The 22,647-nt window shown below is 73.0% G+C and carries 20 protein-coding genes; 7 read left to right on the plus strand and 13 right to left on the minus strand.

The genetic code is table 11. The annotated features are described in order from the left end of the window. Positions 1-2 precede the first annotated feature (2 nt). Complete coding sequence (locus ACFPGP_RS07310) at positions 3-647, minus strand: hypothetical protein (protein ID WP_378588829.1); 645 nt, start codon at positions 645-647, stop codon at positions 3-5. A 59-nt stretch (positions 648-706) separates the two neighbouring features. Here ACFPGP_RS07310 and paaN point away from each other — a divergent pair, with 59 nt between their 5' ends. From paaN to ACFPGP_RS07325, 3 genes are all read left to right on the plus strand, one after another. Then, a complete protein-coding gene (paaN, locus tag ACFPGP_RS07315) occupies positions 707-2,422 on the plus strand; it encodes a phenylacetic acid degradation protein PaaN (RefSeq protein WP_378588831.1) in 1,716 nt (571 codons plus the stop codon). Between the two features lie 222 nt (positions 2,423-2,644). Continuing rightward, positions 2,645-4,129, plus strand: coding sequence for a DHA2 family efflux MFS transporter permease subunit (locus ACFPGP_RS07320; RefSeq protein ID WP_378588832.1), 1,485 nt, complete (start codon positions 2,645-2,647; stop codon positions 4,127-4,129). Positions 4,130-4,231: 102 nt separating this feature from the next. After that, positions 4,232-5,722, plus strand: coding sequence for an amidohydrolase (locus ACFPGP_RS07325; RefSeq protein WP_378588833.1), 1,491 nt, complete (start codon positions 4,232-4,234; stop codon positions 5,720-5,722). A gap of 74 nt (positions 5,723-5,796) precedes the next feature. On the opposite strand, the gene ACFPGP_RS07330 is transcribed toward ACFPGP_RS07325, so the two are convergent. Next, the gene (locus ACFPGP_RS07330) at positions 5,797-6,456 is read right to left on the minus strand and encodes a fasciclin domain-containing protein (RefSeq protein ID WP_378588834.1); all 660 of its coding nucleotides are present in this window, start codon (positions 6,454-6,456) and stop codon (positions 5,797-5,799) included. A 154-nt stretch (positions 6,457-6,610) separates the two neighbouring features. Between ACFPGP_RS07330 and ACFPGP_RS07335 the strand changes: the two genes are divergently transcribed. After that, positions 6,611-7,429 carry a DUF72 domain-containing protein gene (locus ACFPGP_RS07335; protein WP_378588835.1) on the plus strand — a complete coding sequence of 273 codons (819 nt, stop codon included), beginning with the start codon at positions 6,611-6,613 and terminating at the stop codon, positions 7,427-7,429. Here the strand turns inward: ACFPGP_RS07335 and ACFPGP_RS07340 are convergent. Beyond that, positions 7,390-8,616 carry a PucR family transcriptional regulator gene (locus ACFPGP_RS07340; RefSeq protein ID WP_378588837.1) on the minus strand — a complete coding sequence of 409 codons (1,227 nt, stop codon included), beginning with the start codon at positions 8,614-8,616 and terminating at the stop codon, positions 7,390-7,392. The two genes, ACFPGP_RS07335 and ACFPGP_RS07340, sit on opposite strands and share 40 nt — an antisense overlap. Before the next feature lie 114 nt (positions 8,617-8,730). Here ACFPGP_RS07340 and ACFPGP_RS07345 point away from each other — a divergent pair, with 114 nt between their 5' ends. Together ACFPGP_RS07345 and ACFPGP_RS07350 are read left to right on the plus strand one after the other, a co-directional pair. Next, positions 8,731-9,819 (plus strand): ferredoxin reductase, encoded by a 1,089-nt coding sequence (locus ACFPGP_RS07345; protein WP_378588839.1) that lies wholly within the window; start codon positions 8,731-8,733, stop codon positions 9,817-9,819. 65 nt (positions 9,820-9,884) lie between these two features. Beyond that, complete coding sequence (locus ACFPGP_RS07350; RefSeq protein ID WP_378588840.1) at positions 9,885-11,114, plus strand: fatty acid desaturase family protein; 1,230 nt, start codon at positions 9,885-9,887, stop codon at positions 11,112-11,114. 1 nt (position 11,115) lies between these two features. Here ACFPGP_RS07350 and ACFPGP_RS07355 read toward each other — a convergent pair whose 3' ends face one another. Next, positions 11,116-11,523 carry a response regulator gene (locus ACFPGP_RS07355; protein ID WP_378588842.1) on the minus strand — a complete coding sequence of 136 codons (408 nt, stop codon included), beginning with the start codon at positions 11,521-11,523 and terminating at the stop codon, positions 11,116-11,118. A 207-nt stretch (positions 11,524-11,730) separates the two neighbouring features. On the opposite strand from ACFPGP_RS07355, the gene ACFPGP_RS07360 reads away from it, so the two are divergent. Further along, positions 11,731-13,482, plus strand: coding sequence for an Ig-like domain-containing protein (locus tag ACFPGP_RS07360; protein ID WP_378588844.1), 1,752 nt, complete (start codon positions 11,731-11,733; stop codon positions 13,480-13,482). Positions 13,483-13,527: 45 nt separating this feature from the next. Here ACFPGP_RS07360 and ACFPGP_RS07365 read toward each other — a convergent pair whose 3' ends face one another. The 9 genes from ACFPGP_RS07365 to ACFPGP_RS07405 form a co-directional block, all read right to left on the minus strand. Then, positions 13,528-14,244 (minus strand): ABC transporter permease subunit, encoded by a 717-nt coding sequence (locus ACFPGP_RS07365; protein WP_378588846.1) that lies wholly within the window; start codon positions 14,242-14,244, stop codon positions 13,528-13,530. After that, entirely contained in the window at positions 14,241-15,155 is a 915-nt protein-coding gene (locus ACFPGP_RS07370; RefSeq protein WP_378588848.1) for an ABC transporter ATP-binding protein, read from the minus strand. Before ACFPGP_RS07370 ends, ACFPGP_RS07365 begins: the two co-directional genes overlap by 4 nt. Beyond that, positions 15,152-16,072: an ABC transporter permease gene (locus ACFPGP_RS07375; protein WP_378588850.1), complete on the minus strand. Its 921-nt coding sequence runs from the start codon at positions 16,070-16,072 to the stop codon at positions 15,152-15,154. The genes ACFPGP_RS07370 and ACFPGP_RS07375 overlap by 4 nt, the downstream gene beginning before the upstream one ends. Beyond that, on the minus strand, positions 16,056-17,018 hold the full coding sequence (locus ACFPGP_RS07380) for an ABC transporter ATP-binding protein (RefSeq protein WP_378588851.1): 963 nt from the start codon (positions 17,016-17,018) through the stop codon (positions 16,056-16,058). Before ACFPGP_RS07380 ends, ACFPGP_RS07375 begins: the two co-directional genes overlap by 17 nt. A gap of 56 nt (positions 17,019-17,074) precedes the next feature. Next, positions 17,075-18,712 (minus strand): phosphoglucomutase (alpha-D-glucose-1,6-bisphosphate-dependent), encoded by a 1,638-nt coding sequence (gene pgm, locus ACFPGP_RS07385; protein ID WP_378588852.1) that lies wholly within the window; start codon positions 18,710-18,712, stop codon positions 17,075-17,077. Positions 18,713-18,814: 102 nt separating this feature from the next. Continuing rightward, a complete protein-coding gene (locus ACFPGP_RS07390) occupies positions 18,815-18,961 on the minus strand; it encodes a hypothetical protein (protein WP_378588853.1) in 147 nt (48 codons plus the stop codon). Between the two features lie 110 nt (positions 18,962-19,071). Next, entirely contained in the window at positions 19,072-20,382 is a 1,311-nt protein-coding gene (locus ACFPGP_RS07395; RefSeq protein ID WP_378588855.1) for a TolB family protein, read from the minus strand. Between the two features lie 65 nt (positions 20,383-20,447). Continuing rightward, positions 20,448-21,749: a TolB family protein gene (locus tag ACFPGP_RS07400; RefSeq protein WP_378588856.1), complete on the minus strand. Its 1,302-nt coding sequence runs from the start codon at positions 21,747-21,749 to the stop codon at positions 20,448-20,450. A gap of 82 nt (positions 21,750-21,831) precedes the next feature. Continuing rightward, on the minus strand, positions 21,832-22,539 hold the full coding sequence (locus tag ACFPGP_RS07405; protein ID WP_378588858.1) for a hemerythrin domain-containing protein: 708 nt from the start codon (positions 22,537-22,539) through the stop codon (positions 21,832-21,834). Between the last annotated feature and the right edge of the window lie 108 nt (positions 22,540-22,647).

Consider the following 22,647-nt stretch of genomic DNA (forward strand, 5'->3'; position numbering starts at 1 on the left):
GCCTACCCGACCCCGTCGGTGACCGTCCCCATCAGGTCGACGAGGCCCTCGCGGTCGACGAGCCGGCCGACGACCGCGATGTTGGCGAAGGCGTGGTCGGTGCCGTCGACCGAGATGAAGCGCTCGATCGCCAGCCGCCGGTGGCCCTCGAGCACGTAGGTGGAGGTGAACGTGTCGGGCGTCTGCGACTCGAGGTCGAACTCCTCGGTCCCGCTCGCGAGGTCCACGGCCTGGATGCGGTCCTGCAGGGCGCCGGCGATCGTGAGGTTCTGGTTGCCGACGAGCTTGACCCGCAGGAAGTAGGTGTAGTCGTTGTCGCCGTCCGGGCCGAGCGGCGGCGTCCACTTCCACTCGCCGAAGTTGCTGTTGGTGCGCTGCCACCCGTCGGGCACCGGCAGGCCGAGCACGAAGGGCCCCTGGCCGATCCGCTCGTCGTGGGTGGGCAGGCCGCGCTCCAGCGGCGGGTCGTCGGGGTCGGGGACGACCTCGACGGGAGGGTCGAACGGGTACGACGGCGAGGCGGCGGGCACCGGGGTCGCGGTGCCGCCGACGGCGGGCTCGTTCGTGGTCACCCGCGCCAGCGCGACGCCGGCGGCGAGCCCGAGGCCGGCGCACAGCACCGTCACCCCGACTCCCCGCCAGCCCATGCCGGGAGGGTAGCCCCACCGGAGTTGCACACCGGGGAGCCGGGGTGGAGGCTGCCCGCATGACCACCGACGTGACGACCCCGTCCGCCCCGGCCACGAGCCCCGCGGACCTCCTCGCCGCGCACCGCGACCGCCTCGACCAGGCCGTCGCCGCCTGCGCTGCGCGCACCTTCTACTCCGCCTTCGACGAGTCGCCCTCCCCGCGGGTGTACGGCGAGACCGCCGCGGCCGAGGGCAAGGCCGCGTTCGACACCTGGCTCGGCGGGGCGTTCCCGCTGGCGACGCCGGGCAGCGACGGCACCGTGGCGAGCGAGCGCTCGCCGTTCGGCTTCGACCTGGGGGTCGCCTACCCGCGGGTGCCGGCCACCGACGCGGCGGTCGACGAGCTCATGAGCGCGGCCCGGCGCGGCATGAGGGCCTGGCGCGACGCCGGGCCGGAGGGCCGGACCGGCGTCTGCCTCGAGGTCCTGGCGCGGCTGCACGGGCGGGTCTTCGAGCTCGCGAACGCGGTGCAGCACACCAGCGGGCAGGCGTTCGTGATGGCCTTCCAGGCCGGTGGTGCGCACGCGCTCGACCGGGCGCTCGAGGCCATCGCCTACGCCTGGACAGAGATGACCCGCACGCCCGCCACGGCGCTGTGGGAGAAGCCGGGTCGCGGCGAGCCGCTGCGGATGGAGAAGACCTTCACGGTCGTGCCGCGCGGCGTCGCGCTGGTGGTCGGCTGCCACACCTTCCCGACCTGGAACTCCTGGCCGGGGCTCTTCGCCTCCCTGGTGACCGGCAACCCGGTCGTGGTGAAGCCCCACCCGGGCGCGGTGCTGCCGCTCGCGATCACCGTGCAGGTCTGCCGCGAGGTGCTCGAGGAGTGCGGCTTCGACCCCGACCTGGTCACCCTGGCGGCCGAGGACCCCGCCGACCGGCTGGCCGCCGTGCTCGCCGTACGCCCGGAGGTGAGGCTCGTCGACTTCACCGGCGGCACCGCCTTCGGCGACTGGCTCGAGGCGAATGCGACCCAGGCCGTCGTCTTCACCGAGAAGGCCGGCGTGAACACCGTCGTGGTCGACTCGACCGACAGCTTCCGCGCGATGTGCCAGAACCTCGCCTTCTCGTTCTCGCTCTACACCGGCCAGATGTGCACGGCGCCGCAGAACGTCTACGTGCCGGCCGCCGGCATCGCGACCGACGAGGGCCACAAGACGGTGGCCGAGGTCGGCGCCGGCATCGGGGCCGCGCTCGACAAGCTGCTCGGGGACGACGCCCGCGCGGTCGAGCTGCTCGGCGGGGTCGTCGACACCGGTGTGCTCGAGCGGCTCGAGAGGGCGACGGGCCACGGCGAGGTGCTGGTGCCGTCGCGGGCGGTGACCCACCCGGCGTACGCCGACGCGACCGTGCGCACGCCGCTGCTCGTCGGGCTGACCGAGCACGACGCGGAGGTCTACGAGTCGGAGTGCTTCGGCCCCGTCGCCTACCTCATCGCGACGGCGTCCACCGATCGCTCGGTCGCGCTCTTCCGCGACACCGTGCAGCGCCGCGGCGCGATGACCGCGGCCGTCTACACGACCGACGAGCGCGTGCTCGACGACGTCCGCGAGGCTGCCCTCGACGCCGGCGTCGCCCTGTCGGAGAACCTCCTCGGCGGCGTCTTCGTCAACCAGTCCGCGGCCTACTCCGACTTCCACGGCACCGGCGCCAACCCCGCCGCCAACGCGTCCTACACCGACGGCGCGTACGTCGCCTCGCGGTTCCGGGTCGTGCAGTCCCGCCGCCACGTCTGAGGCGGTGAATTCACGGTAGTCCCCGACGAGTTGGCCCCCTTACCGATCGGTAACCCGGCCCTCTCGTCGGGGACTACCGCGCCGGCCGCCGATGAAATCGGTCGCGCCCTCGGGTCGTCCTTCGCGAAGATCGCAGATCGCTGACGCCTGATGTCGAAATCGGCGCCGCCCGTTCGTGGTGGGGGTGTACGGCAGATCCGGACACCCGAGGAGTTGACCACCGTGACCACTGCGCCGACCGAGCCCACCGAGGCCGCCGGGCTCTCGGCCCGCACCCGCTGGCTGGCCCTGTACGTGCTGTGCCTGGGCGACCTGATGATCGTCCTCGACTCGAGCATCGTGAACGTCGCGCTGCCCTCGATCCAGGCCGACCTCGGGTTCTCGCCGGAGGCGCTGGCCTGGGTGGTCAACGCCTACCTGCTGACCTTCGGCGGCTTCCTGCTGCTCTCGGGCCGCCTCGGCGACCTGCTGGGCAACAAGCGGGTCTTCACCGCCGGCGTCGTGTCGTTCACGGCCGCCTCCGTACTGTGCGGCCTCGCCCCGAGCGCCGAGCTGCTGGTCGCGGGCCGCGCGGTCCAGGGCCTCGGTGGCGCCGCGGTCTCCGCCGTCGCGCTGTCGCTGATCATGGGGCTCTTCTCCGACCCCGCCGAGCGGGCGAAGGCGATGGGCTTCTTCGGCTTCGTGATGTCCGGCGGCGGCGCGGTCGGCGTCCTGGCCGGCGGCGTGCTGACCGGGTTGCTCAGCTGGCACTGGATCTTCCTGGTCAACGTGCCGATCGGCATCGCGGTCTGGTTCGCCGCCCGCCGCGTGCTCCCCGCCGACGAGCAGGTGCCCGACGCCGGCCGCCTCGACGTCCCCGGCGCCGTGCTGGTCACCGCCTCCCTCATGCTCACGGTGTACGCCGTGGTCGGCGGGAACGACGCCGGCTGGACCTCCGCCCGCACCCTCGGCCTGCTCGCGGCCGGTGCGCTCCTGCTCGCCGTGTTCGTCGCCTACGAGGCCCGCACCGACCAGCCGCTGGTGCCGCTGCGGATGTTCGCGCTGCGCAACGTGGCGGTCTCGCAGGTGGTCGGCGTGCTCTGGGCCGCGGCGATGTTCGCCTGGTTCTTCCTGGCCGCCCTCTACCTCCAGCGGGTGCTCGGCTACTCGGCACTCGAGGTCGGCCTGGCCTTCGTGCCGACCAGCGTGGTGATGGCGTTCTGCTCACTGCGGGTCTCCGACCGGCTGGTGATGCGGTTCGGCATCCGCCCGCCCCTGGTGGCCGGCCTGACGCTGGCCGCCGTGAGCCTCGCGCTGTTCTCCCGGGCGCCGATCGACGGCTCGTTCGCCGTCGACGTGCTGCCCTCGATGCTGCTGCTCGGCGCCGGCGCGGGCATCGCGTTCAACCCGGTGCTGCTGGCCGCGATGGGCGACGTCGAGCCCCACGAGTCGGGCCTGGCCTCCGGCCTGGTGAACACCAGCTTCATGATGGGCGGCGCGCTCGGCCTGGCCGTGCTGGTCGCGATCTCCTCGGCGCGCACCACCGCCCTGGTCGAGGCCGGCACCGACCTGGTCGCCGCGGAGCTCGGCGGCTACCAGCTGGCCTTCGGCGTCGGCGCGGCCTGCGCGCTGCTGGCCGCCGTCGTCGGCGGGGCCTTCCTGCGGCCCCAGCCGATGGGAGCGCACGGCGCCCCGGTCGAGGAGGCCGCCGAGCCCGCCGCCCGCTGACCCGCACCCGACGGGTCGTGTGCCTGGCAGCACCCCCTCGGGTGGTCACGGGCACACGACCCGGAGGCGCGCCGTGACCGCGGCCCTCCTACGGTGGCCCGCATGACGTCGTTCCTCCTCCGCTCCGCGCGCGTGGTCGAGCTCGGCGAGGGCCCCGGGCACGACCTGCCGGTCGACGTGCTGGTCCGCGACGGTCGGGTCGTCGAGGTGGGCCCGGGGCTCGACCGGCCGGCCGGGCTCGAGGAGCACGACGCCGAGGGGCGCTGGCTGCTTCCGGGCCTGTGGGACCAGCACGTCCACCTCGGCCAGTGGACGGTCACCTCCCAGCGCCTCGACCTCGCGCCGACCCGGTCGGTGGAGGACGCCCTGGCGCTGGTCCGCGAGCGCCTCGTCGAGGTGCCCGGAGAGCCGCTCACCGGCTGGGGGCACCGCCTCTCCCGTTGGGACCGCGACCCCACGGTCGCCGAGCTCGACGCCGTCGCGCCCGACACCCCCGTCGTGCTGATCAGCGGCGACGGCCACCACGCCTGGCTGAACTCCACGGCGCTCGCCGCCCTCGCCCTCCCCTCACGTGACACCGTGGTCGCGGAGTCGGAGTGGTTCGCGGCGTACGGCCGCTTGGTCACCATCGTCGGCAACGACGGCACCTCACCGACCGCCTACCAGCGCACCATGGACGCCGCCGCGGCGATGGGCGTCACCGGGCTCGTCGACTTCGAGTTCTCCGGCGGGTACGGCGACTGGGCCGAGCGGTTCGCCGAGGGTGCGTGCACCGTGCGCGTGCGGTCCGCGACGTACGCCGACGGGCTCGACGCCGTCGTCGCCGCCGGCCTGCGCACCGGCGACGTCCTCCCCGGCTGCGACGAGCGGATCACCATGGGCCCGCTCAAGATCATCAGCGACGGCTCGCTCAACACCCGCACGGCCTGGTGCTGCGAGCCCTACGCCGACGGGTCCGGCACCGGCGCCGCCAACCAGACGACCGAGGAGCTCCACGACCTGCTGCGCCGGGCCCACGGCGCCGGCCTCGAGGTCGCCACCCACGCGATCGGCGACGCGGCGGTGCGCGAGGTCCTCGACGCGTACGCCGAGACGGGCGCCACCGGGTCGGTCGAGCACGCCCAGCTCGTGCTGCGCGACGACGTCGCGCGGATGGCCCGGCTCGGGGTGCGGGCCAGCGTGCAGCCCGCGCACCTCCTGGACGACCGCGACCCCACCGAGCGGGCGTGGCCCGGCCGGGGTGGCCGGTCGTTCGCGCTGCGGTGGATGCTCGACGAGGGCGTCGAGCTCGCGCTCGGCTCCGACGCCCCCGTCTCGCCCCTCGACCCGTGGCTGGCCGTCGCCGCGGCGGTGCACCGCAGTGCCGACGACCGCGAGGCCTGGCACCCCGAGCAGGCACTCACCCCGCGCGAGGCCCTGGCCGCGTCGGTCGACGGGCAGGGGACGGTGCGCCCCGGCTCGCGCGACGACCTGGTGCTGCTCGACGACGATCCGCTCCCCCGCGGCACACCGTCCGAGCAGGCCGCCCGCCTCCGGGGCACGACCGTGGCCGCGACCTGGGTCGCCGGCCGCCTCGTCCACGACGGACGCTGACACCCCGCCCCCGCGAGACCGTCGCGGGGGCGGGGTGCCGGCTGCCTGGTGCCGTGCTGACCGGAGTCAGCGGCTCACAGGTTGATCGGGCGCAGCACGCGGCTGATGCCGTGCGCGATCTGCTTGTTGCCCTTGTTGATGTCGACCTTGGCCGGGATGACCTTGGCGTTCGTGTCGTCCGTGTCGGCGTCCTGCAGCTTGATGCTGCCGCCGTCGGTCACGTTGACCGTCACGATCCCGCCGGAGGCCATGGTCAGCTCGGCACCGTCGGCGCCCGCGGCCTCCTTGGAGTTGATCGTGTCGCCTGCGACGACGTGGTAGAGCAGCACGGCCTCGATCGTGTCCACACCGAACGTGGCCACAGCGTCGAACGTGGCCTTCTCGGTCTCCGGCATGCTGCCGGCGACGTCCTTGACCAGGCGCATGAAGGCCTTGTCGGTCGGGATGAACGCCGTCACGCGCGTGTTGCCGTCGGCCAGCACGCCGACCGGGCTGTCGGGCTTCGCCCCCAGCACGGTCCGCACCGCGCGGTCGACGATGTCGAAGTCCCCGTGCTCCTTGTCGAACTTGTTGCCGTCGGCGTCCAGCACCTCGGCGAGGCTGGTGGTGCCGGGCGCCTTGGCGGCCGGGGCAGCAGTGGCAGAGGTGGCGCTCAGGCCGGCGAAGGCCGAGGCGGCGAGGGCCGCGCCCAGGCCGAGAGCGGTGGTCCGGGTGAAGCGAGTCGTGCGGTTCATCGAGTTTCCCTTCGGTGTCCGTGTGCTCGGATGTCCCAATGGGAGACGTCGGTCTCCCTCCCTGCCCTACGTTCGGAGCTGCTCCGGAACCGGATGGGACCCCGTCGCCTGGTCTGGACCACGCGCAGGACCGGCGCGGGGGTACACCGGGATCATGGCCGTGATCAGCGTCGGGACCTCGGGGTGGCGCTACGCCTGCTGGCGGGGTGACTTCTACCCCCGCGGGCTGCCGCAGCGGCGCGAGCTCGAGCACCTCGCGTCGCGGCTCACCGCGCTCGAGCTCAACAGCTCCTTCTACTCGCTCCAGCGCCCCACCACCTACCAGCGGATCGCCGGGGAGACGCCCGACGACTTCGTGGTGGCGGTCAAGGGCGGCCGCTACCTGACCCACCTGCGCCGGCTGCGCGACGTACGCGCTCCCCTGGCCAACTTCCTCGCCTCCGGCGTCCTCGCGCTCGGGCCGCGACTGGGGCCCTTGCTCTGGCAGCTCCCGCCCGACCTGCGGTACGACGAGCGGCTCGTCGCCGACTTCCTCGACCTGCTGCCCCGCACCACCGGCGCGGCCGCGGAGCTCGCCCGCGAGCACGACGACAAGCTCGCCGACGACCGTGCGCTCACCACCACCGACGCCGACCGCCCGCTGCGGCACGCGCTCGAGCCGCGCCACGCGTCGTTCGGCGAGCCCGAGGCGGTCGAGCTGCTCCGTGACCGCGGCGTGGCGCTCGTCGTCTCCGACAACCCCGGCGCCTGGCCGTGCTTCGACGAGGTCACCGCCGACCACGTCTACGTGCGGCTGCACGGCCACACCGAGCTCTACGCCAGCGGCTACTCCTCACGCTCGCTCGACGCGTGGGCCCGGCGCTGCCGGGCCTGGCGGGCCGACGGCCGCGACGTGCTGGTGTTCTTCGACAACGACGCGCGCGGCCGGGCGCCTCACGACGCCGAGGCGCTGCTCGCGCGGCTCGAGGTCTGAGCCGCCGCGTCGTCGAGCGCCAGCGCGAGCGTCAGGTCGAGCACGACGGCCGGGTCCTCGAGCCGGTCGCCGTACACGTCGCGCAGCTGGCCCATCCGGTAGCGCACCGTCTGCGGGTGCACGAAGAGCGCCTCCGCCACGTCGTCGCGGCGGCCCTGGTGGAGCAGCCACGCCCGCAGGGTCTCGGCGAGCTTCTCCGCGGTCGCCGGCCGCAGCCCCTCCAGCGGCGCCAGGGCCCGCGCCCGGAGGTCGGCGAGCGCCTCGGGGTCGGCAGTCAGCACCAGTCGCGCGAGGTGCTCCTCGGTGTCGGGCCCGATGCCCGCGCGCAGCGCCCGCAGCGCCCGGTCGACCGACGACGGCACCTCGAGCCACGGCCGCGCCGGCCCGGCCACCGCGCCGCGCCCCTCGATCGCCCGCAGCAGGGCCCCGCGGGCGCGACCGCCGGCGTCGGGCACCAGCAGCAGCACCCGGTCGTCGAGGCCGGGGAGGTCCTCCGCCGCCTGCAGCGTGCCGGGCGACAGGGCGCCGACCACCGGCCGCACCTGCGACTCCGGCACCACCACCGCGGTCAGCGTCGTCGGCGGCTCCCAGCCCGCGCGCTCGGCCGCCGCCTGCACGACCTGGGGGGCGGCGCCGGTGAGCAGGTGGTGGACCAGGCGCTCCAGCAGCCGCTGCCGCACCCGCCCGCTGGTCGCGAGCTCGTCGGTGTGCCCGGCCACGCTGGCCGCCGACAGCTCGTCGATGTAGGCGAACACGAGCTCCGCGAAGCTGGCCAGGGTCTCGGCGTCCACGCCGTTCCTCACCGCGGTCGCCGACATCTCGCGCCACGAGACCCGCGCCCCGATCCGGTACGCCGCCAGCAGCGCGTCGACCGACCGTCCGCTGCGCGCCTCGCCCCGGCCGAGCTGGTAGGCGCCCTCGGTCGCCGGGGCGGCCGGTGTCCCGGCATCGGCGCCCCGGCGACGGGCGGCCAGCGAGATGAAGCCGCCGAGCGCGAGCTGCACCGCGGTGCGGATGTTCTCGCCCATCACCCCGCTCAGCGCGCCGCGGTAGCTGGGCACCTCGGCGATGATGGCGGCCACGGTCTCGTCGGCGACCTGGGGCAGCCGCGAGCGCATCTCCTCGATCGCCTCGGGCCGCAGGTGCAGCCCGTGGCCCGCGGTGCGGCGGGGTCCGCGACGGACCATGGTGGCCTCCTGGGGCGGGTGAGGACCAGGCTTTGTTCTTTGCGAACAAGAAGACGGGCCCGGTTCACACGTGGCACTCATGACTTTAGCCGCACGGGCCGGAACCATGGAAGCATGAGCCTCGACCTCCCGGCGCGACCCACTTCCGGGTTGCGAGCGAGCCTCCGGCGGCTCGCGGACGCGGCCGTCACGCCGCTCGACCTCGACGACGTCCTCGACCACTTCCACCCCCTCCGCGAGGGCACCGAGCTGCGCGGCCGGGTGGTCGCGGTGCGCCCCGAGACCACGGAGTCGGCGACGATCGTGATCAAGCCCGGCAAGGGCTGGCGCGGCCACGTTCCGGGGCAGTACCTGCGCGTCGGTGTCGACGTCGACGGTGTCCGTCTGTGGCGCACCTACTCGCTCACCCACGGCCCGCGGGCCGACGGCCACGTCTCCATCACCGTCAAGGGCATCCCCGACGGCGTGGTCAGCAACCACCTCGTCCACCGCACCCGCCCCGGCACGATGCTGCAGCTCGGCCAGGCCGAGGGTGAGTTCGTGCTGCCGCAGCCGATCCCGGCCAAGCTCCTGCTCGTCACCGGCGGCTCCGGCATCACGCCGGTGATCGGGATGCTGCGCAACCTCTTCTCCCGCGCCGAGCCGCCCGCCACCGACATCGTGCTGCTCCACTCGGCGCTGTCGCGGACCGAGGTGATCTTCGGCGACGAGATCCGGTCGTACGCCGACCGCGGCCTGTTGCGCCTCATCGAGCTGCACACCGACGTGCACGGCCTGCTCGACGTCGCCGAGCTCGACACGCTCGTGCCCGACCTCGACGAGCGGCTCACCTTCGCCTGCGGCCCGGTCGGCCTGCTCGACGCGCTCGAGGAGCACCACGTCGCGCGCGGACTCCCGTTGTTCGTGGAGCGCTTCCGCAGCAGCTTCGTCGAGCCCGGCGAGGGCGGCACCGTGACCTTCGCCAGCGGCGCGGTGGTCGAGGCCGACGGCTCCACCCCGATCCTCGACGCCGCCGAGGGCGCCGGCGTCCTCATGCCGAGCGGCTGCCGGATGGGCATCTGCTACGGCTGCGTGCTGCCCCTGCGCGAGGGCGCGGTGCGCGACCTCCGCAACGGCGAGGTCACCACCGCCGCCCCCGGTGACGGCGTCCTCGTGCAGACCTGCATCAACGCCGCCGCCGGCCCCTGCGAGATCGAGCACTAGCAGCTCTCCCGCCAGTCCACCGACCACGCACACCGATCCGCATCCCCGCTCGGGACAGGAGAACCATGACCGTCATCCAGAAGCAGCCCGTCAGCCCCATCGCCCACCTCACGCCCGAGGACATCGAGCAGATCGGCGTCGAGCTCGACGCGATCCGCCAGGACGTCCTCGACAGCCGCGGCGAGTCCGATGCGCGCTACATCCGCCGCGTGATCGACGTCCAGCGCAAGATCGAGCTCGGCTCGCGCGCGGTGCTGCTGTTCAGCGCGCTTCCGCCGGCGTGGATCGTCGGTACCGCCGGGCTGAGCCTGGCCAAGATCCTGGAGAACATGGAGATCGGCCACAACGTCCTGCACGGCCAGTGGGACTGGATGCGCGACCCCAAGATCCACTCCACCACCTGGGACTGGGACATGGCCTCGCCGGCCGAGCAGTGGAAGCACAGCCACAACGAGCTCCACCACACCTACACGAACGTGATCGGCAAGGACAACGACCTCGGCTACGGCATCATGCGCGTCGACGAGGACCAGCCGTGGCACCCCTTCCACCTCGCGCAGCCGCTGTGGAACTTCATCAACGCCTGCTTCTTCGAGTACGGCATCGCGGCCTACGACCTCGAGCTGGGCGCGACCGTGAAGAAGAAGCAGCTCAAGGACCCCGACTTCCGCCGCCGCGCGAAGGCGGTGCTCGGCAAGATCCGCAAGCAGGCGACCAAGGACTACCTCGTCCACCCCGCCCTCTCGATCCCGACCGGCTCCTTCCTCTCCACGCTGGCCGCGAACTTCACCGCCAACGTGGTCCGCAACCTGTGGAGCCACTCGGTGATCATGTGCGGTCACTTCCCCGAGGGCGTGGAGACCTTCGAGAAGCGCTCGATCGAGGGCGAGACCCGCGGCGACTGGTACGTGCGCCAGATGCTCGGCTCGGCCAACATCTCCGGCTCGAAGCTGATGCACCTGATGAGCGGCAACCTCTCCCACCAGATCGAGCACCACCTCTTCCCCGACCTGCCGAGCAACCGCTACGCCGAGATCGCCCCGAAGGTGCAGGCGCTCTTCGAGAAGTACGACCTCAACTACCACTCCGCCCCGATGCCGAAGCAGGTCGCGAGCGCGTGGCACCGCGTGGTCCGGCTCTCGCTGCCCAACGGGTGGCTGGCCACGACCAACGTCGCCAACGCCCCGCAGCAGGTGGCGCTGCTCTACCAGATGAGCACCAAGGGCCCGCGGGTCCGCCGGGCTGCCCAGGCGCGCCTGACCCAGCTCGCCCGCAAGACCGAGGCCGCGGCCTGAGCTAGGTGTCGAGGACCGGCCGCCGCTCCTGCTCGAGGCTCTCCACGAGCGCCACGAGCTCCTCGAGCGGCCGGTCCTTGGTCAGCACCGCCCGCGCTCCGCGCCGCAGGCAAAGCTCGTGGTCGCGCGGGTCGGGGATCGCCGAGACCACCACGACGTCGACCCCGGCCCGCGTGAGCGGCCGGATCAGCCGGCGCCCGTCGCCGTACCTCCCCAGGTCGAGGTCGACCAGGGCGATGTCGGGCGGTGGGGTCAGCGCGGCCTCGATCATCGCCGCCTCGCGCCCGAGGTCGGCGACCTCGAGGGCCCGGACGTGACGGCCACCCGCCTCGAGGGCCACCGCCACCGCGAGCGAGAACAGGGCATGGTCGTCGATCACGACGACGTGCGAGGCGGCTGCGGCAGCCACGACTCTCTCCAGACCCGGCGCACCCGAGCGCGTCGTTCGACGGTGTGGACCCTGCGTCTCGCACCCTAGGGCCTCGGGACGCCTGCGGCATCGCCATCACAGGGCAGGTCGCGCTGGCACCTGTGCACCATGCCGGGGACCGGGCCGGTCTGGACCGCCCCGTGTCGCGCCTCGTGGCGAGGGGAGCCCGGCGCTACCTTCCGGCGCGTGCGCCGTGTCCCCCTGCTCCTCGCTGCCCTGCTCGCCCCGGTCGTCCCCGCGGTCGTCGCCGCCCCGGCGTACGCCGCCGACAACGTGATCTGCGTCGGCAACGCCGCCGGGCCGTGCGACCAGACGGCCGTGTCGATCGACGCGGCGAACCTCGTCGCCGACGGCAACGGCGTGGCCGACACGATCCGGATCGGCACCGGGACCTGGACGGAGCCCGCGCTCTACTTCAACGGGTCCGCCGACCCGCTCACCATCGAGGGGTCGGGGCCGGACACCGTGGTGACGCTCGCGCCGGGACCCATCGAGCAGTACATCCGCCTCGACGGGGCGTGGCTGCGCAACCTGACCGTGCGCCTCGAGCCGACCACCAGCAGCAACGACAAGGGCGTCGTCGCCTTCAACGGCGCCACGGTCGAGAACGTGCGCGTCGACGGGACCGGCACCAGCAACGCCACCGCGATGCAGGTCAGCGGCTCGACGGTGCTCGGTGCCGACATCGAGATGCCCTTGGGCGGGGGCTCGCGCGGCTTCTTCACGGAGGGCGGCGCGACGGTGTTCGACAGCGCCGTCGTGGCCGACTCCGGGCTCGTGCACTCGGGCGCCTCGACCACGGACGTCGTGCAGCGCTCGACCTTCGCGGTGGGCAGCACCGTCGGCCTGTCGACGGACTCCGGCACGGTGCTGGTCGACAACAGCGTGATCGACCTCGGCACCGGCGGCGGCACCGGACTGCGTGCGCTCAACTACAACGCCAGCACCTCCCCGCGCAGCATCGTGGCCGACCACGTGACCATCGTCGGCGGGAACGCGAGCTCGCGGGGCGTGTGGGCCTACGCGGCCTCGCCCACCGTGGCGCAGAGCAGCACGGTGACCCTGCTGAGCTCGATCGTGCGTGGTTCGGGGACCTCGCTCGTCACCGACGCCGGCAACAACGGGCCCCCGCTCGGGGCGAGCAACGCCACGATCGCGGTCCGGTACTCCGACTACCAGACCACCGGCGGGACGATCGGGACCAACGGGGTCGGAGAGGTGGTGGACAACGGCGGCAACGTGATCGACGTCGACCCGCTGTTCGTGGACGTGGCCGGCGGCGACTTCCACCTGTCGCCCGAGTCGCCGCTGATCGACGCAGGCGACCCCGAGGACCTCGGCACCCTGGCCGACATCGACGGCACGCTGCGGCCCGTCGACGGCGACTCCGACGGCACGGCCGTCACCGACGTGGGTGCGGACGAGTACGTCGACACCACCGCGCCCGACACGGAGATCGTCGGAGGGCCGCCGGGGCTGACGAACGAGGCAGCCCCCACCTTCTCCTTCACCAGCGAGCCCGGCGCGTCGTTCGCGTGCAAGGTCGATGGTGACCCTTGGGCGTCGTGCACGAGCCCGCACGCCACGCAGCCGCTGACCGATGGCCCCCACACCTTCGCGGTCCGGGCCACCGACCCGGCGGGGAACACGGACCCGACCGTCGCCACCCGCGACTTCAGGGTCGACACGACGCCGCCGCAGACTCGCCTCTCCGACCACCCGCCGCGGCCCACCACGAAGCGGAAGGTGAGGTTCGCCTTCACCTCGGAGAAGGGTGCGATCTTCGCCTGCAACCTCGACCGCACCGGCTGGAAGGCCTGCACCTCGCCGCGCACCTACCGGGTCCCGAAGGGCTGGCACCGCTTCTGGGTGATGGCCGTGGACAAGGCCGGCAACAACGACCCGACCCCCGCGACCTTCCGCTTCCGACGCCGCTGAGCGCTGCCCCGCCGTTAGTTGACGGCGGGTCAGCGTGGGGGCCGACTACTCGTCGCCGGTGAGGTTGAACGAGCGCAGCCGGCGGCCGGAGAGCCAGGTGCCGGCGACGATGACGACGGCGGTGGCGATCACGGCGTACGTCGTGGGGAGGTCGGAGACCAGCGAGATGTCGCCGATCGAGCCTGCGATCTGGCCGGCCCACCGCGTGACGCTGAGCCAGCGGATGCCGTCGAGGAGGCCGCCGAGCAGGCCCTCCCAGATCAGCAGGTAGATCAGCCCGACCACGACCGCGTGCTTGGTCATCACCGAGAGCAGCGCGAAGAGCGCGCAGTAGGCCCAGCCCGCGACCACCGAGCCGACCGCGAAGCCGACGGCCACGGACGGGTCGCCCGGGAGCAGGACCACGCCGGCCAGCAGCATCGGCACCGCCCCGAAGACCACCACGCACGCGGCCGAGACCACGAGCTTGCTGGCGATGATCGTGTAGCGCGAGATGGGCTTGGCGAGCAGGTAGGAGATCGACCCGTCGTCGATCTCGGGCGCCAGCAGGCCCGAGGTGGCCAGCAGCGCCACCAGCGGTACGACGACGACCAGGCCGAGGCCGTAGAGCGTGTTGCGGGCGGCGGCGAAGTCCTCACCGGCCAGGAAGCGCACCAGCACCGACAGGCCGACCAGCACGACGGGCAGCAGGAACAGCAGCACCCCGCGCCAGCGGCCGAAGATGCTGCCGACCCCGAGCCGGACGATGGTCCCCGAGATCACGACGACACCAGGTAGGAGAAGACGCTCTCCAGCGACTCGTCGGTGGGCGTCACCTCGTGCAGGCGGATGCCGTGGTCGCGGGCCAGCCGTGGCAGCACCTCGCTGAACCGCCCGAAGTCGGAGGCCTCCACCTCGATCCCGCCCTCGGAGCGCAGCCGGGCGCCCCGCACCGACGGGTCGGCGAGGAGGGTCGAGGCGAGCAGCCGGTCGTCGGAGGTGCGGAGCACGAAGCGGTTGGGCCGGTCGGTCATCAGCCGCCGGATGGCACCGAAGTCGCCGGACGCCGCGTGCCGCCCGGCGACCAGCACCTCGATCTGGCGGGCCACCTGCTCGACCTCCTCGAGGATGTGCGAGCTGAACAGCACGGTGCGGCCCTCGGCGCCCATCTGGCGGAGCAGCTCCATCAGGTGGATGCGCTGGCGCGGGTCCATGCCGTTGAAGGGCTCGTCGAGCAGCAGCACGGCCGGGTCGTGCACGAGCGCGGAGGCCATCTTGATCCGCTGCCGCATGCCCTTGGAGTACGTCGAGATCGTGCGGTCCTGCGCGTCGGTCATCTCGATGGTGGCGATCGCCCGCTGGGCCGCGGCTCCCGCGTCGGCGAGCCCGTGCAGCTCGGCGTTCACCTCGACGAACCGCCGGCCGGTGAGGTGGTCGAAGAGCGCCTCGCGCTCGGGCACCAGCCCGATGTGGCGGTAGACCTGCTCGTTGCGCCACAGCGGCTCGCCGTCGAGCGTGACCGTGCCGGCCGAGGGTGCCAGGAAGCCCGACATCATCGCGATCAGCGTCGACTTGCCGGCGCCGTTGGGCCCGAGCAGCCCGGTCACGCCGGGGCCGATCGTCATCGAGACGTCGTTGACCGCGACGACGTTGCGGTACCAGCGCGACACGTGGTCGATCACGATCGTGCTCACGGCTGCACCTTCCGGTAGCGCCACAGCAGCCCGCCGATCGAGCCGAGCACCACGCCGACCACCGCGAGGCAGTAGACCAGCCCCATCGCGGTGCTCGTGGGCGGCGTCGGTGTCGCCTCGGGCACGTCGAAGAGGAAGACCTGCACCCCGTTGACCAGCGTGTAGGGCGAGAACAGGCCGGCCACCTCGCCGACCATCGGGTGGTCGGTGCCGATCGAGATGCCCTGGATCGTGGAGACGACCGTGTAGCTGACCAGCAGCACCACGATCACCGCGGTGACGGCCAGCCCGCGCCGGATGGTCAGCGCGGCCGTGAGCGCCGACAGCCCGGCCAGGCAGGCGGCCAGCATCGCCGCCCCTGCCACGGCGCCGAGGAACCGGCCGGTCTCGCGCCACAGCGGCAGGTCGGCGAGCAGGCCGCCGAGGTACATCAGCAGCAGCGGGGCGGTGATCAGGAAGAACGTCGCGACCGTCAGCGAGGCCAGCCGCACCAGCACGTAGTTGCGCCGGCGCATCGGCCGGGCGAGGTAGAGCGTGATCGTGCGGAAGCGCAGGTCGCGCGAGATCAGGGCCGGCGCCTGCGAGGCGACGAAGACCGAGATCAGCAGCTGCGTGGTCAGCGGGTAGGTCGAGTAGGCGACGAGCTGCCCGTCGAGCCCGAGCACCTTGCCCGCCTGCACCAGCACGCCGACCAGGATCAGCGCCGGCAGCAGCATCACGCCGAGCAGGATCATCGGCAGCACCTTGGAGCGTCCCGAGCGGCCGAGGCCGTAGGTGTGGCGCAGGCCGGTCTTGAAGAACGACCAGGCGACCGGCCCCTCGCCGAGCCGCGGCCCGCCGTAGGGGCGGTAGCCGAGGTCGTGGATGACGCCGGTCGGCCGGGTGTCGGGGGCGGGGGCCTCAGACGGGCTGGACACTGCCGGCACCTCCCTCGCGGAAGACGTCCTCGATGCGGTGGTGGCGCTCCTGCATCCGCACCAGCCCGAGGCCGAGGTCGACGGTGAGGTCGCGCACGAGGTCGGCGGTGTGGTCGTCGCGCACCTCGACCTCGATCATGCTGCCCTCGGCCGGGCGGGCCGTGAGGCCCGCGTCGACGAGCGCCTGGCCGAGCAGCCGGTCGGCGTCGTGGGGCCCCTGCACCTCGACCAGCAGGCTGCCGGTGGCGTGCAGGAAGTCGCTGGTCGCCGAGGAGCGCAGCAGCCGCCCGCTGTCGAGGACGACGACGTGGTCGCTGACCCGCTCGAGCTCCCCGAGCAGGTGCGAGGTGACCAGCACCGCGATCCCGAACTCCTCGCCGATCTTGCGCACCAGCGACAGCATGTCGTCGCGCGAGCTGGGGTCCAGGCCGTTGGTCGGCTCGTCGAGCAGCACCAGGCGCGGGTCGTGCACGAGCGCCTGGGCGAGCTTGGCCCGCTGCTTCATGCCGGTCGAGTAGCCGCCCATCACGCGGTAGCGCTCCTCGGCCAGTCCGACGTGGCGCAGCACGTCGGAGGCGCGCTCGCGCGCCGCGGCGTACGGCAGGCCGGACATCTGCCCGAGGTGGACGACCAGGTCGCTCGCGGAGACGTCGGACGGCAGGCAGTCGTGCTCGGGCATGTAGCCCACCAGCGACCGGATCGCGGTGCCCTCGGTGGCGACGTCGTGGCCCAGCACCCGCGCCGAGCCGCTCGTCGCCGGCACCAGCCCCAGCAGGATCTTGATCAGCGTGGACTTGCCGGCGCCGTTGGCGCCGACCAGCCCGGTGACCCCCGCGCCGACGGTCACGTCGAGGTGGTCGAGCGCGGTGACGCGCGGGTACGCCTTGGTGAGACCCGTCGTCTCGATCACCGGCGTCACGACCGGTGCCCCCTCCGCACCCTCCACGCCGCGACCCTAGCCTCCCGACCCGCTGACCCGCCGTCAACCAACGGCGGGTCAGCTCATTTGAGGGCTGCGGAGACGACCTCGCGGGCCTCGTCCTGGACCTCGGCGAGGTGCTCGGGGCCGCGGAACGACTCGGCGTAGATCTTGTAGACGTCCTCGGTGCCGGACGGGCGGGCGGCGAACCACGCCGACTCGGTGGTGACCTTGAGGCCGCCGATCTTCGCGCCGTTGCCGGGGGCCTCGGTGAGCTTGGCGGTGATCGCCTCGCCGGCCAGCGAGGTGGCGGCGACGTCGTCGGGGGAGAGGGCGCCCAGCTTCGCCTTCTGCTCGCGGTCGGCGGGCGCGTCGATCCGGGCGTACGCCGGGTCGCCGTGCGCGGCGACCAGGTCGGCGTAGTGCTCCGAGGGCGTGCGTCCGGTGCGCGCCAGGATCTCCGAGGCGAGCAGGCAGAGGATCAGGCCGTCCTTGTCGGTGGTCCACGCGGTGCCGTCGGTGCGCAGGAACGACGCTCCGGCCGACTCCTCGCCGCCGAAGCCGAACGAGCCGTCGAGCAGCCCGGGCACGAACCACTTGAAGCCCACCGGCACCTCGACCATCGGCTTGCCGAGCGACGCGGCGACGCGGTCGATCATCGACGACGACACGAGGGTCTTGCCGATCTGTGCGGTCTCCGGCCAGCCCGGGCGCGCGCCGCCGAAGAGGTAGCCGATCGCGACCGCGAGGTAGTGGTTGGGGTTCATCAGCCCGGCGTCGGGCGTGACGACGCCGTGCCGGTCGGCGTCGGCGTCGTTGCCGGTCGCGATCGCGTAGTCGTCCTTGCGGTGGATCAGCGAGGCCATCGCGTGGGGGGAGGAGCAGTCCATCCGGATCTTCTCGTCCCAGTCGAGGGTCATGAACCGCCAGGTGGGGTCGACCAGCGGGTTGACCACCGTCAGGTCGAGCCGGTGCCGCTCCGCGATCGCGCCCCAGTAGTCGACGCTCGCGCCGCCCAGCGGGTCCGCGCCGATGCGCACGCCCGCCTCGCGCACCGCGTCGAGGTCGACGACGTGGGGCAGGTCGTCGACGTAGGTGCCGAGGAAGTCGTACGACGAGGCCGCAGGCCGCGCCCGGGCGAAGGGGACGCGTCGTACGCCCTCGAGGCCGGCGGCGACCAGCTCGTTGGCGCGGCGCGCGATCCAGCCGGTGGCGTCGGTGTCGGCGGGCCCTCCGTGGGGCGGGTTGTACTTGAAGCCGCCGTCGGCGGGCGGGTTGTGCGAGGGGGTCACCACGATGCCGTCGGCGAGGCCGGCGCCGGTGGTCCGCCCCTGGTTGGCGCGCAGGATGGCGTGCGAGACCGCGGGGGTCGGCGTGTAGCCGTCCGCGGCGTCGACCAGCACGGTCACGTCGTTGGCGACCAGCACCTCGAGCGCGGTGGCCCACGCCGGCTCCGAGAGGCCGTGGGTGTCGCGGCCGATGAACAGCGGCCCGTCGTACCCCTGCTCGCGCCGGTACTCGCAGATCGCCTGCGTCGTGGCGAGGATGTGCGCCTCGTTGAACGACGTCCGCAGGCTCGACCCGCGGTGCCCGCTGGTGCCGAACACGACCTGCTGGTCGACGTCCCCCGGGTCGGGGGTGCGGGTGTAGTAGGCCGTCACCAGGTGCGCGACGTCGACGAGGTCGCGGGGCTCGGCGGGCTGTCCGGCGCGGGAGGTCATGCCCCGATCATGCCCCCGACCGACCGCGACGGCCACGACGGGAAACGGACCGGACGCTGGTCGCGTCCGGTCCGTCCCGGTCTCGTGCTCTCCTGGGGGCGCTCACCCCTGCGGCCGCCATCCGACCGACAGCGCGAGGTCGTGCGAGCTGCGGCTCCAGGGGTCGCGGGGTACCTCGACCCGGCCGTCGCGGCGACGGACGAGCGGTCGGGTGCGGCTGGCGTAGCGGGTGCGGCGGTGCTCGTGCATGGTGTCTCTCCTGCTCGTGGCCCCGCCTCTCGGGGCCTGGGCACCAGCAGACACCTGGCCACTTGCAGACGACTTACGTCCGGCTTGCCCACCCCTTGCCACCGGTCACCTCACCGGTGCCAGACGAAGGCCTCCTCGAGGTCGTACGCGTCCCCGGCGACGAGGTTCTGCGAGTAGGAGCCGAAGGCGAGGCTCTGGCCGTCGCCGCTGATCGCCACGTGGTTGGTGGCGTTCCAGCTCGCGCCGCCGGTGCCGTCGACGGCCTGGGTGGCGCGGACGACCTCGCCGGTCCGCCGGTCGACGACGAACGCGTCGGGCTGGCCCTCGTCGTCGCCGTCCACCAGGTTGCTCGCGTCGGAGCCGAAGCCCACGAAGCGGCCGGTGCGCGAGAGGCTGGGCAGGTAGGAGTGCCCGTTCCCCTTCGGGTGCGCGCGGGTGATCTCGCCGTCGCGCAGCCGGATCACGTAGATGTCGGTGGCGTCGCCGTTCTCGCCCGGCAGGTCGGTGCTGCACGACGAGAAGGCCACGAAGCGGCCGTCGCCGGAGATCGACGGGCGGCCCACGCTGCCGGCGTCCGGCCAGTCCTGGCACGGGGCAGGGGTGGGCTCCTGCCAGACCCGGATGGTGCGGCCGGTCGCGACGTTGCGGACCCAGAGCAGGTGGTCGTTGCCGAAGGTCACCTTGGCGCCGTCGTTGCTGATGTCGCCGACACCGAGGGGTCCGCGGATGTCGTGGTCGTCGGGCTGCAGCGAGGCCTGGCGGGTGGTGCCCGTGTCGAGGTCGCGGACGTAGACGTCCTCGGTGCGGTCGTGGTCGCGGGCGCCGAGGGCGGCGAAGGTCTGGAACGCCACCGAGCGGCCGTCGCCCGAGATCACGGGGAAGAAGCTGTTCGGCTTGAGCTGGCGGTCGCCGGAGGTCAGCGAGACCCGGGACAGCTTGCCGGTCTCGAGGTCCTTGACGAGGACGTCGAGGTGGCTGCCGTTGCGGTCCGTGGCCAGGTTGGTGGCCCAGGTGGTGAAGGCGACGTAGCGGCCGTCGTCGGAGATCGTCGGCTCGTGGCTGTAGTCGTTGCCGAGGCCGCCGTCGCGCCGGACGCTCACCAGGGTCGTGGTGCCCACCTCGCGGTCGTGGACGTAGACGTCCTCGGTCTCGTTGGTGTCCTCGGGCACGAGCGGCGCGTCGGTCGAGAACACCGCGAAGCGCCCGTCGTACGAGAGCACGTCGGCGGTGCCGTTGAGGTGGCTCTTGTACGGCAGCTGCTCGCCGGTCCCGTCGACCAGGGCGACCTGCTCGACGTGGCTGACGCTGACGCCGGCGACGGCCGGGACCGTCGCGGCGAGCGTGCCGAGGGCGGTGAGGGAGGTGAGGGCGGCGGCGACGAGGCCGGCGCGGCGGAGTGAGGTGTTCGCTCTGGTGGTCATCGTCTTCTTCTCTGCGGGTGCGGGTGCGGGTGGTCGGTGGGTGGGTGGAGGCGGGTCGGTCGCGGTCAGCGGTGCCACACGAAGGCCTCCTCGAGGTCGTGCTCGTCGCCGACGACGAGGTTGCTGGAGTAGGAGCTGAAGGCCAGGCTGTGGCCGTCGCCGGAGATGGCAGCGGCGGTGGTGGCGTTCCAGCTGTTGCCGCCGGACCCGTCGGGGGCCTGGGAGGCGCGGACGACCTCGCCGGTGCGGCGGTCCACGACGAAGGCGTCGGGCTGGCCCTCGTCGTCGCCCTCGACCAGGTTGGTGGCGTCGGAGCCGAAGCCGACGAAGCGGCCGGTGCGCGACAGGCTGGGGATGAACGACTCGTGGTCACCCTTCGGGTGCGCCCGCGTGATCACGCCGTCGCGCAGCCGCAGGACGTAGATGTCGGGGGTGGTGCCGTCCTCGCCCGGCAGGTCGGTGGCGCACGAGCTGAAGGCCACGAACGAGCCGTTGCCCGAGATCGCCGGGCGGCCGGCGGAGCCCATCGGGTCGGGCTGGCACGGCGGCGACACCGGCTCCTGCCAGACGCGGGTGGTGGTGCCGGCGACCAGGTCGCGGACCCAGATCCGGCGGTCGTTGCCGACGGCGACGCGGCGACCGTCGTCGCTGATGTCCCCGACGATCACGCCCTCGCGGATGTCGCGGCCGTCGGGCTGCAGCGAGGCCTGGCGGGTGGTGCCCGTGTCGAGGTCGCGGACGTAGACGTCCTCGGTGCGGTCGCCGTCCTTGCTGCCGAGGCGGGCGAAGGTCTGGAACGCCACCGAGCGGCCGTCGCCCGAGATCACGGGGAAGAAGCTGTTCGGCTTGAGCTGGCGGTCGCCGGAGGTCAGCGAGACCCGGGACAGCTTGCCGGTCGCGAGGTCCTTGACGAGGACGTCGAGGTGGCTGCCGTTGCGGTCCGTGGCCAGGTTGGTGGCCCAGGTGGTGAAGGCGACGTAGCGGCCGTCGTCGGAGATGGTCGGCTCGTAGCTGTAGTCGTTGCCGAGGCCGCCGTCGCGCCGGACGCTCACCAGGGTCGTGGTGCCCGCCTCGCGGTCGCGGACGTAGACGTCGTCGACGCCGTTGGTATCCGCGGGCACGAGTGGCGCGTCGGTCGAGAAGGCGGTGTAGCGCCCGTCGTACGACACGACGTTGGCGGAGCCGTTGACGTGGCTCTCGTGCACGAGCTGGGCCCCGGTGCCGTCGACGAGGGCGACCTGCTCGACGGGTCCGGCGCCAATGACACCGGCGACGGCCGGCACGGCCGAGCTGATCGCGGCGAGGGCGGTGAGGGAGGTGAGGGTCGCGGCGACGAGGGCGGCGGCGCGGGTGCGGTGGGTGGCCATGCTGGTGCTCTTCCGGGTGGGGGTGCTGACGGGGTTTCCGGGTCCATGACGCAGGTGGGCCCCGGGAGGTTGCAATTGGCCGCTAGGCGAAGCGGAAGACGCGTTGCTCGCGGCGGGCGTGGCGACCGCGCAGCAGCCGCAGCATCACGGCGTACGCCGTGCCGGCCTCGCGCAGGAAGTGCTCGCTGACGTCGGCGGGCACCTCGTCGGCGACCCACGGCACCAGGAACGGGAGCAGCCGGGCAGGGTAGCCCTTCTCGGCGGCGGCCTCGCTGGCGGCGAACTGCTCCTCGGTCATCACCCGCTGCAGCAGCGGGAGCGCCTCGGTCTCCTCGTGGCGCAGGTGGTCGAGCAGCGCGGCGCGCGTCGTCGTGACGTGGACGTCCAGCGCGTTGCGGTGGTCGTCGCAGGGATGCGCAGCCATCGCGGCGAAGGCCTCGGTGCAGGCGGCCAGCGCGGGGTCGATCTGCCCGTGCTCGGCCTCCATGGCGGTGAGGGTGGCCGTGTCGGCCTCGTCGCCGCGGACGGCCTCGAGCAGCACCGGCCAGATCGCCTCGTCCTCGACCTGGTGGTGGTGGTGCAGGACGGTGCCGAAGCGGTCCCAGCGGGCCGCCAGCAGCCGCCAGGTCTCGTGCTCGCCGACGGGGGTCTGGCGCACCGCGGACTTGAAGCGGGCCAGGTCGCGCCGGAAGGCGTGGTGCATGAGGTACATCCCGGTCTGGTCGTGCGGGCCGTGGGCCACGTGGGTCTGGCCGGGGAGCGAGATCTGGACGGGTTGCGGCGTGGTCATCGGGTCCTCCGGATCGGTGATCGGTCGTGACCACCGTGCGCCGCCGCTCTTGCGCGCCACTTGCACAGCGCTTACGGACACCCGCCGGGAGCGGGCGTCCCCTATCCT

It is taken from the genome of Nocardioides taihuensis, from assembly GCF_042657275.1.
GTDB lineage: Bacteria > Actinomycetota > Actinomycetes > Propionibacteriales > Nocardioidaceae > Nocardioides > Nocardioides taihuensis.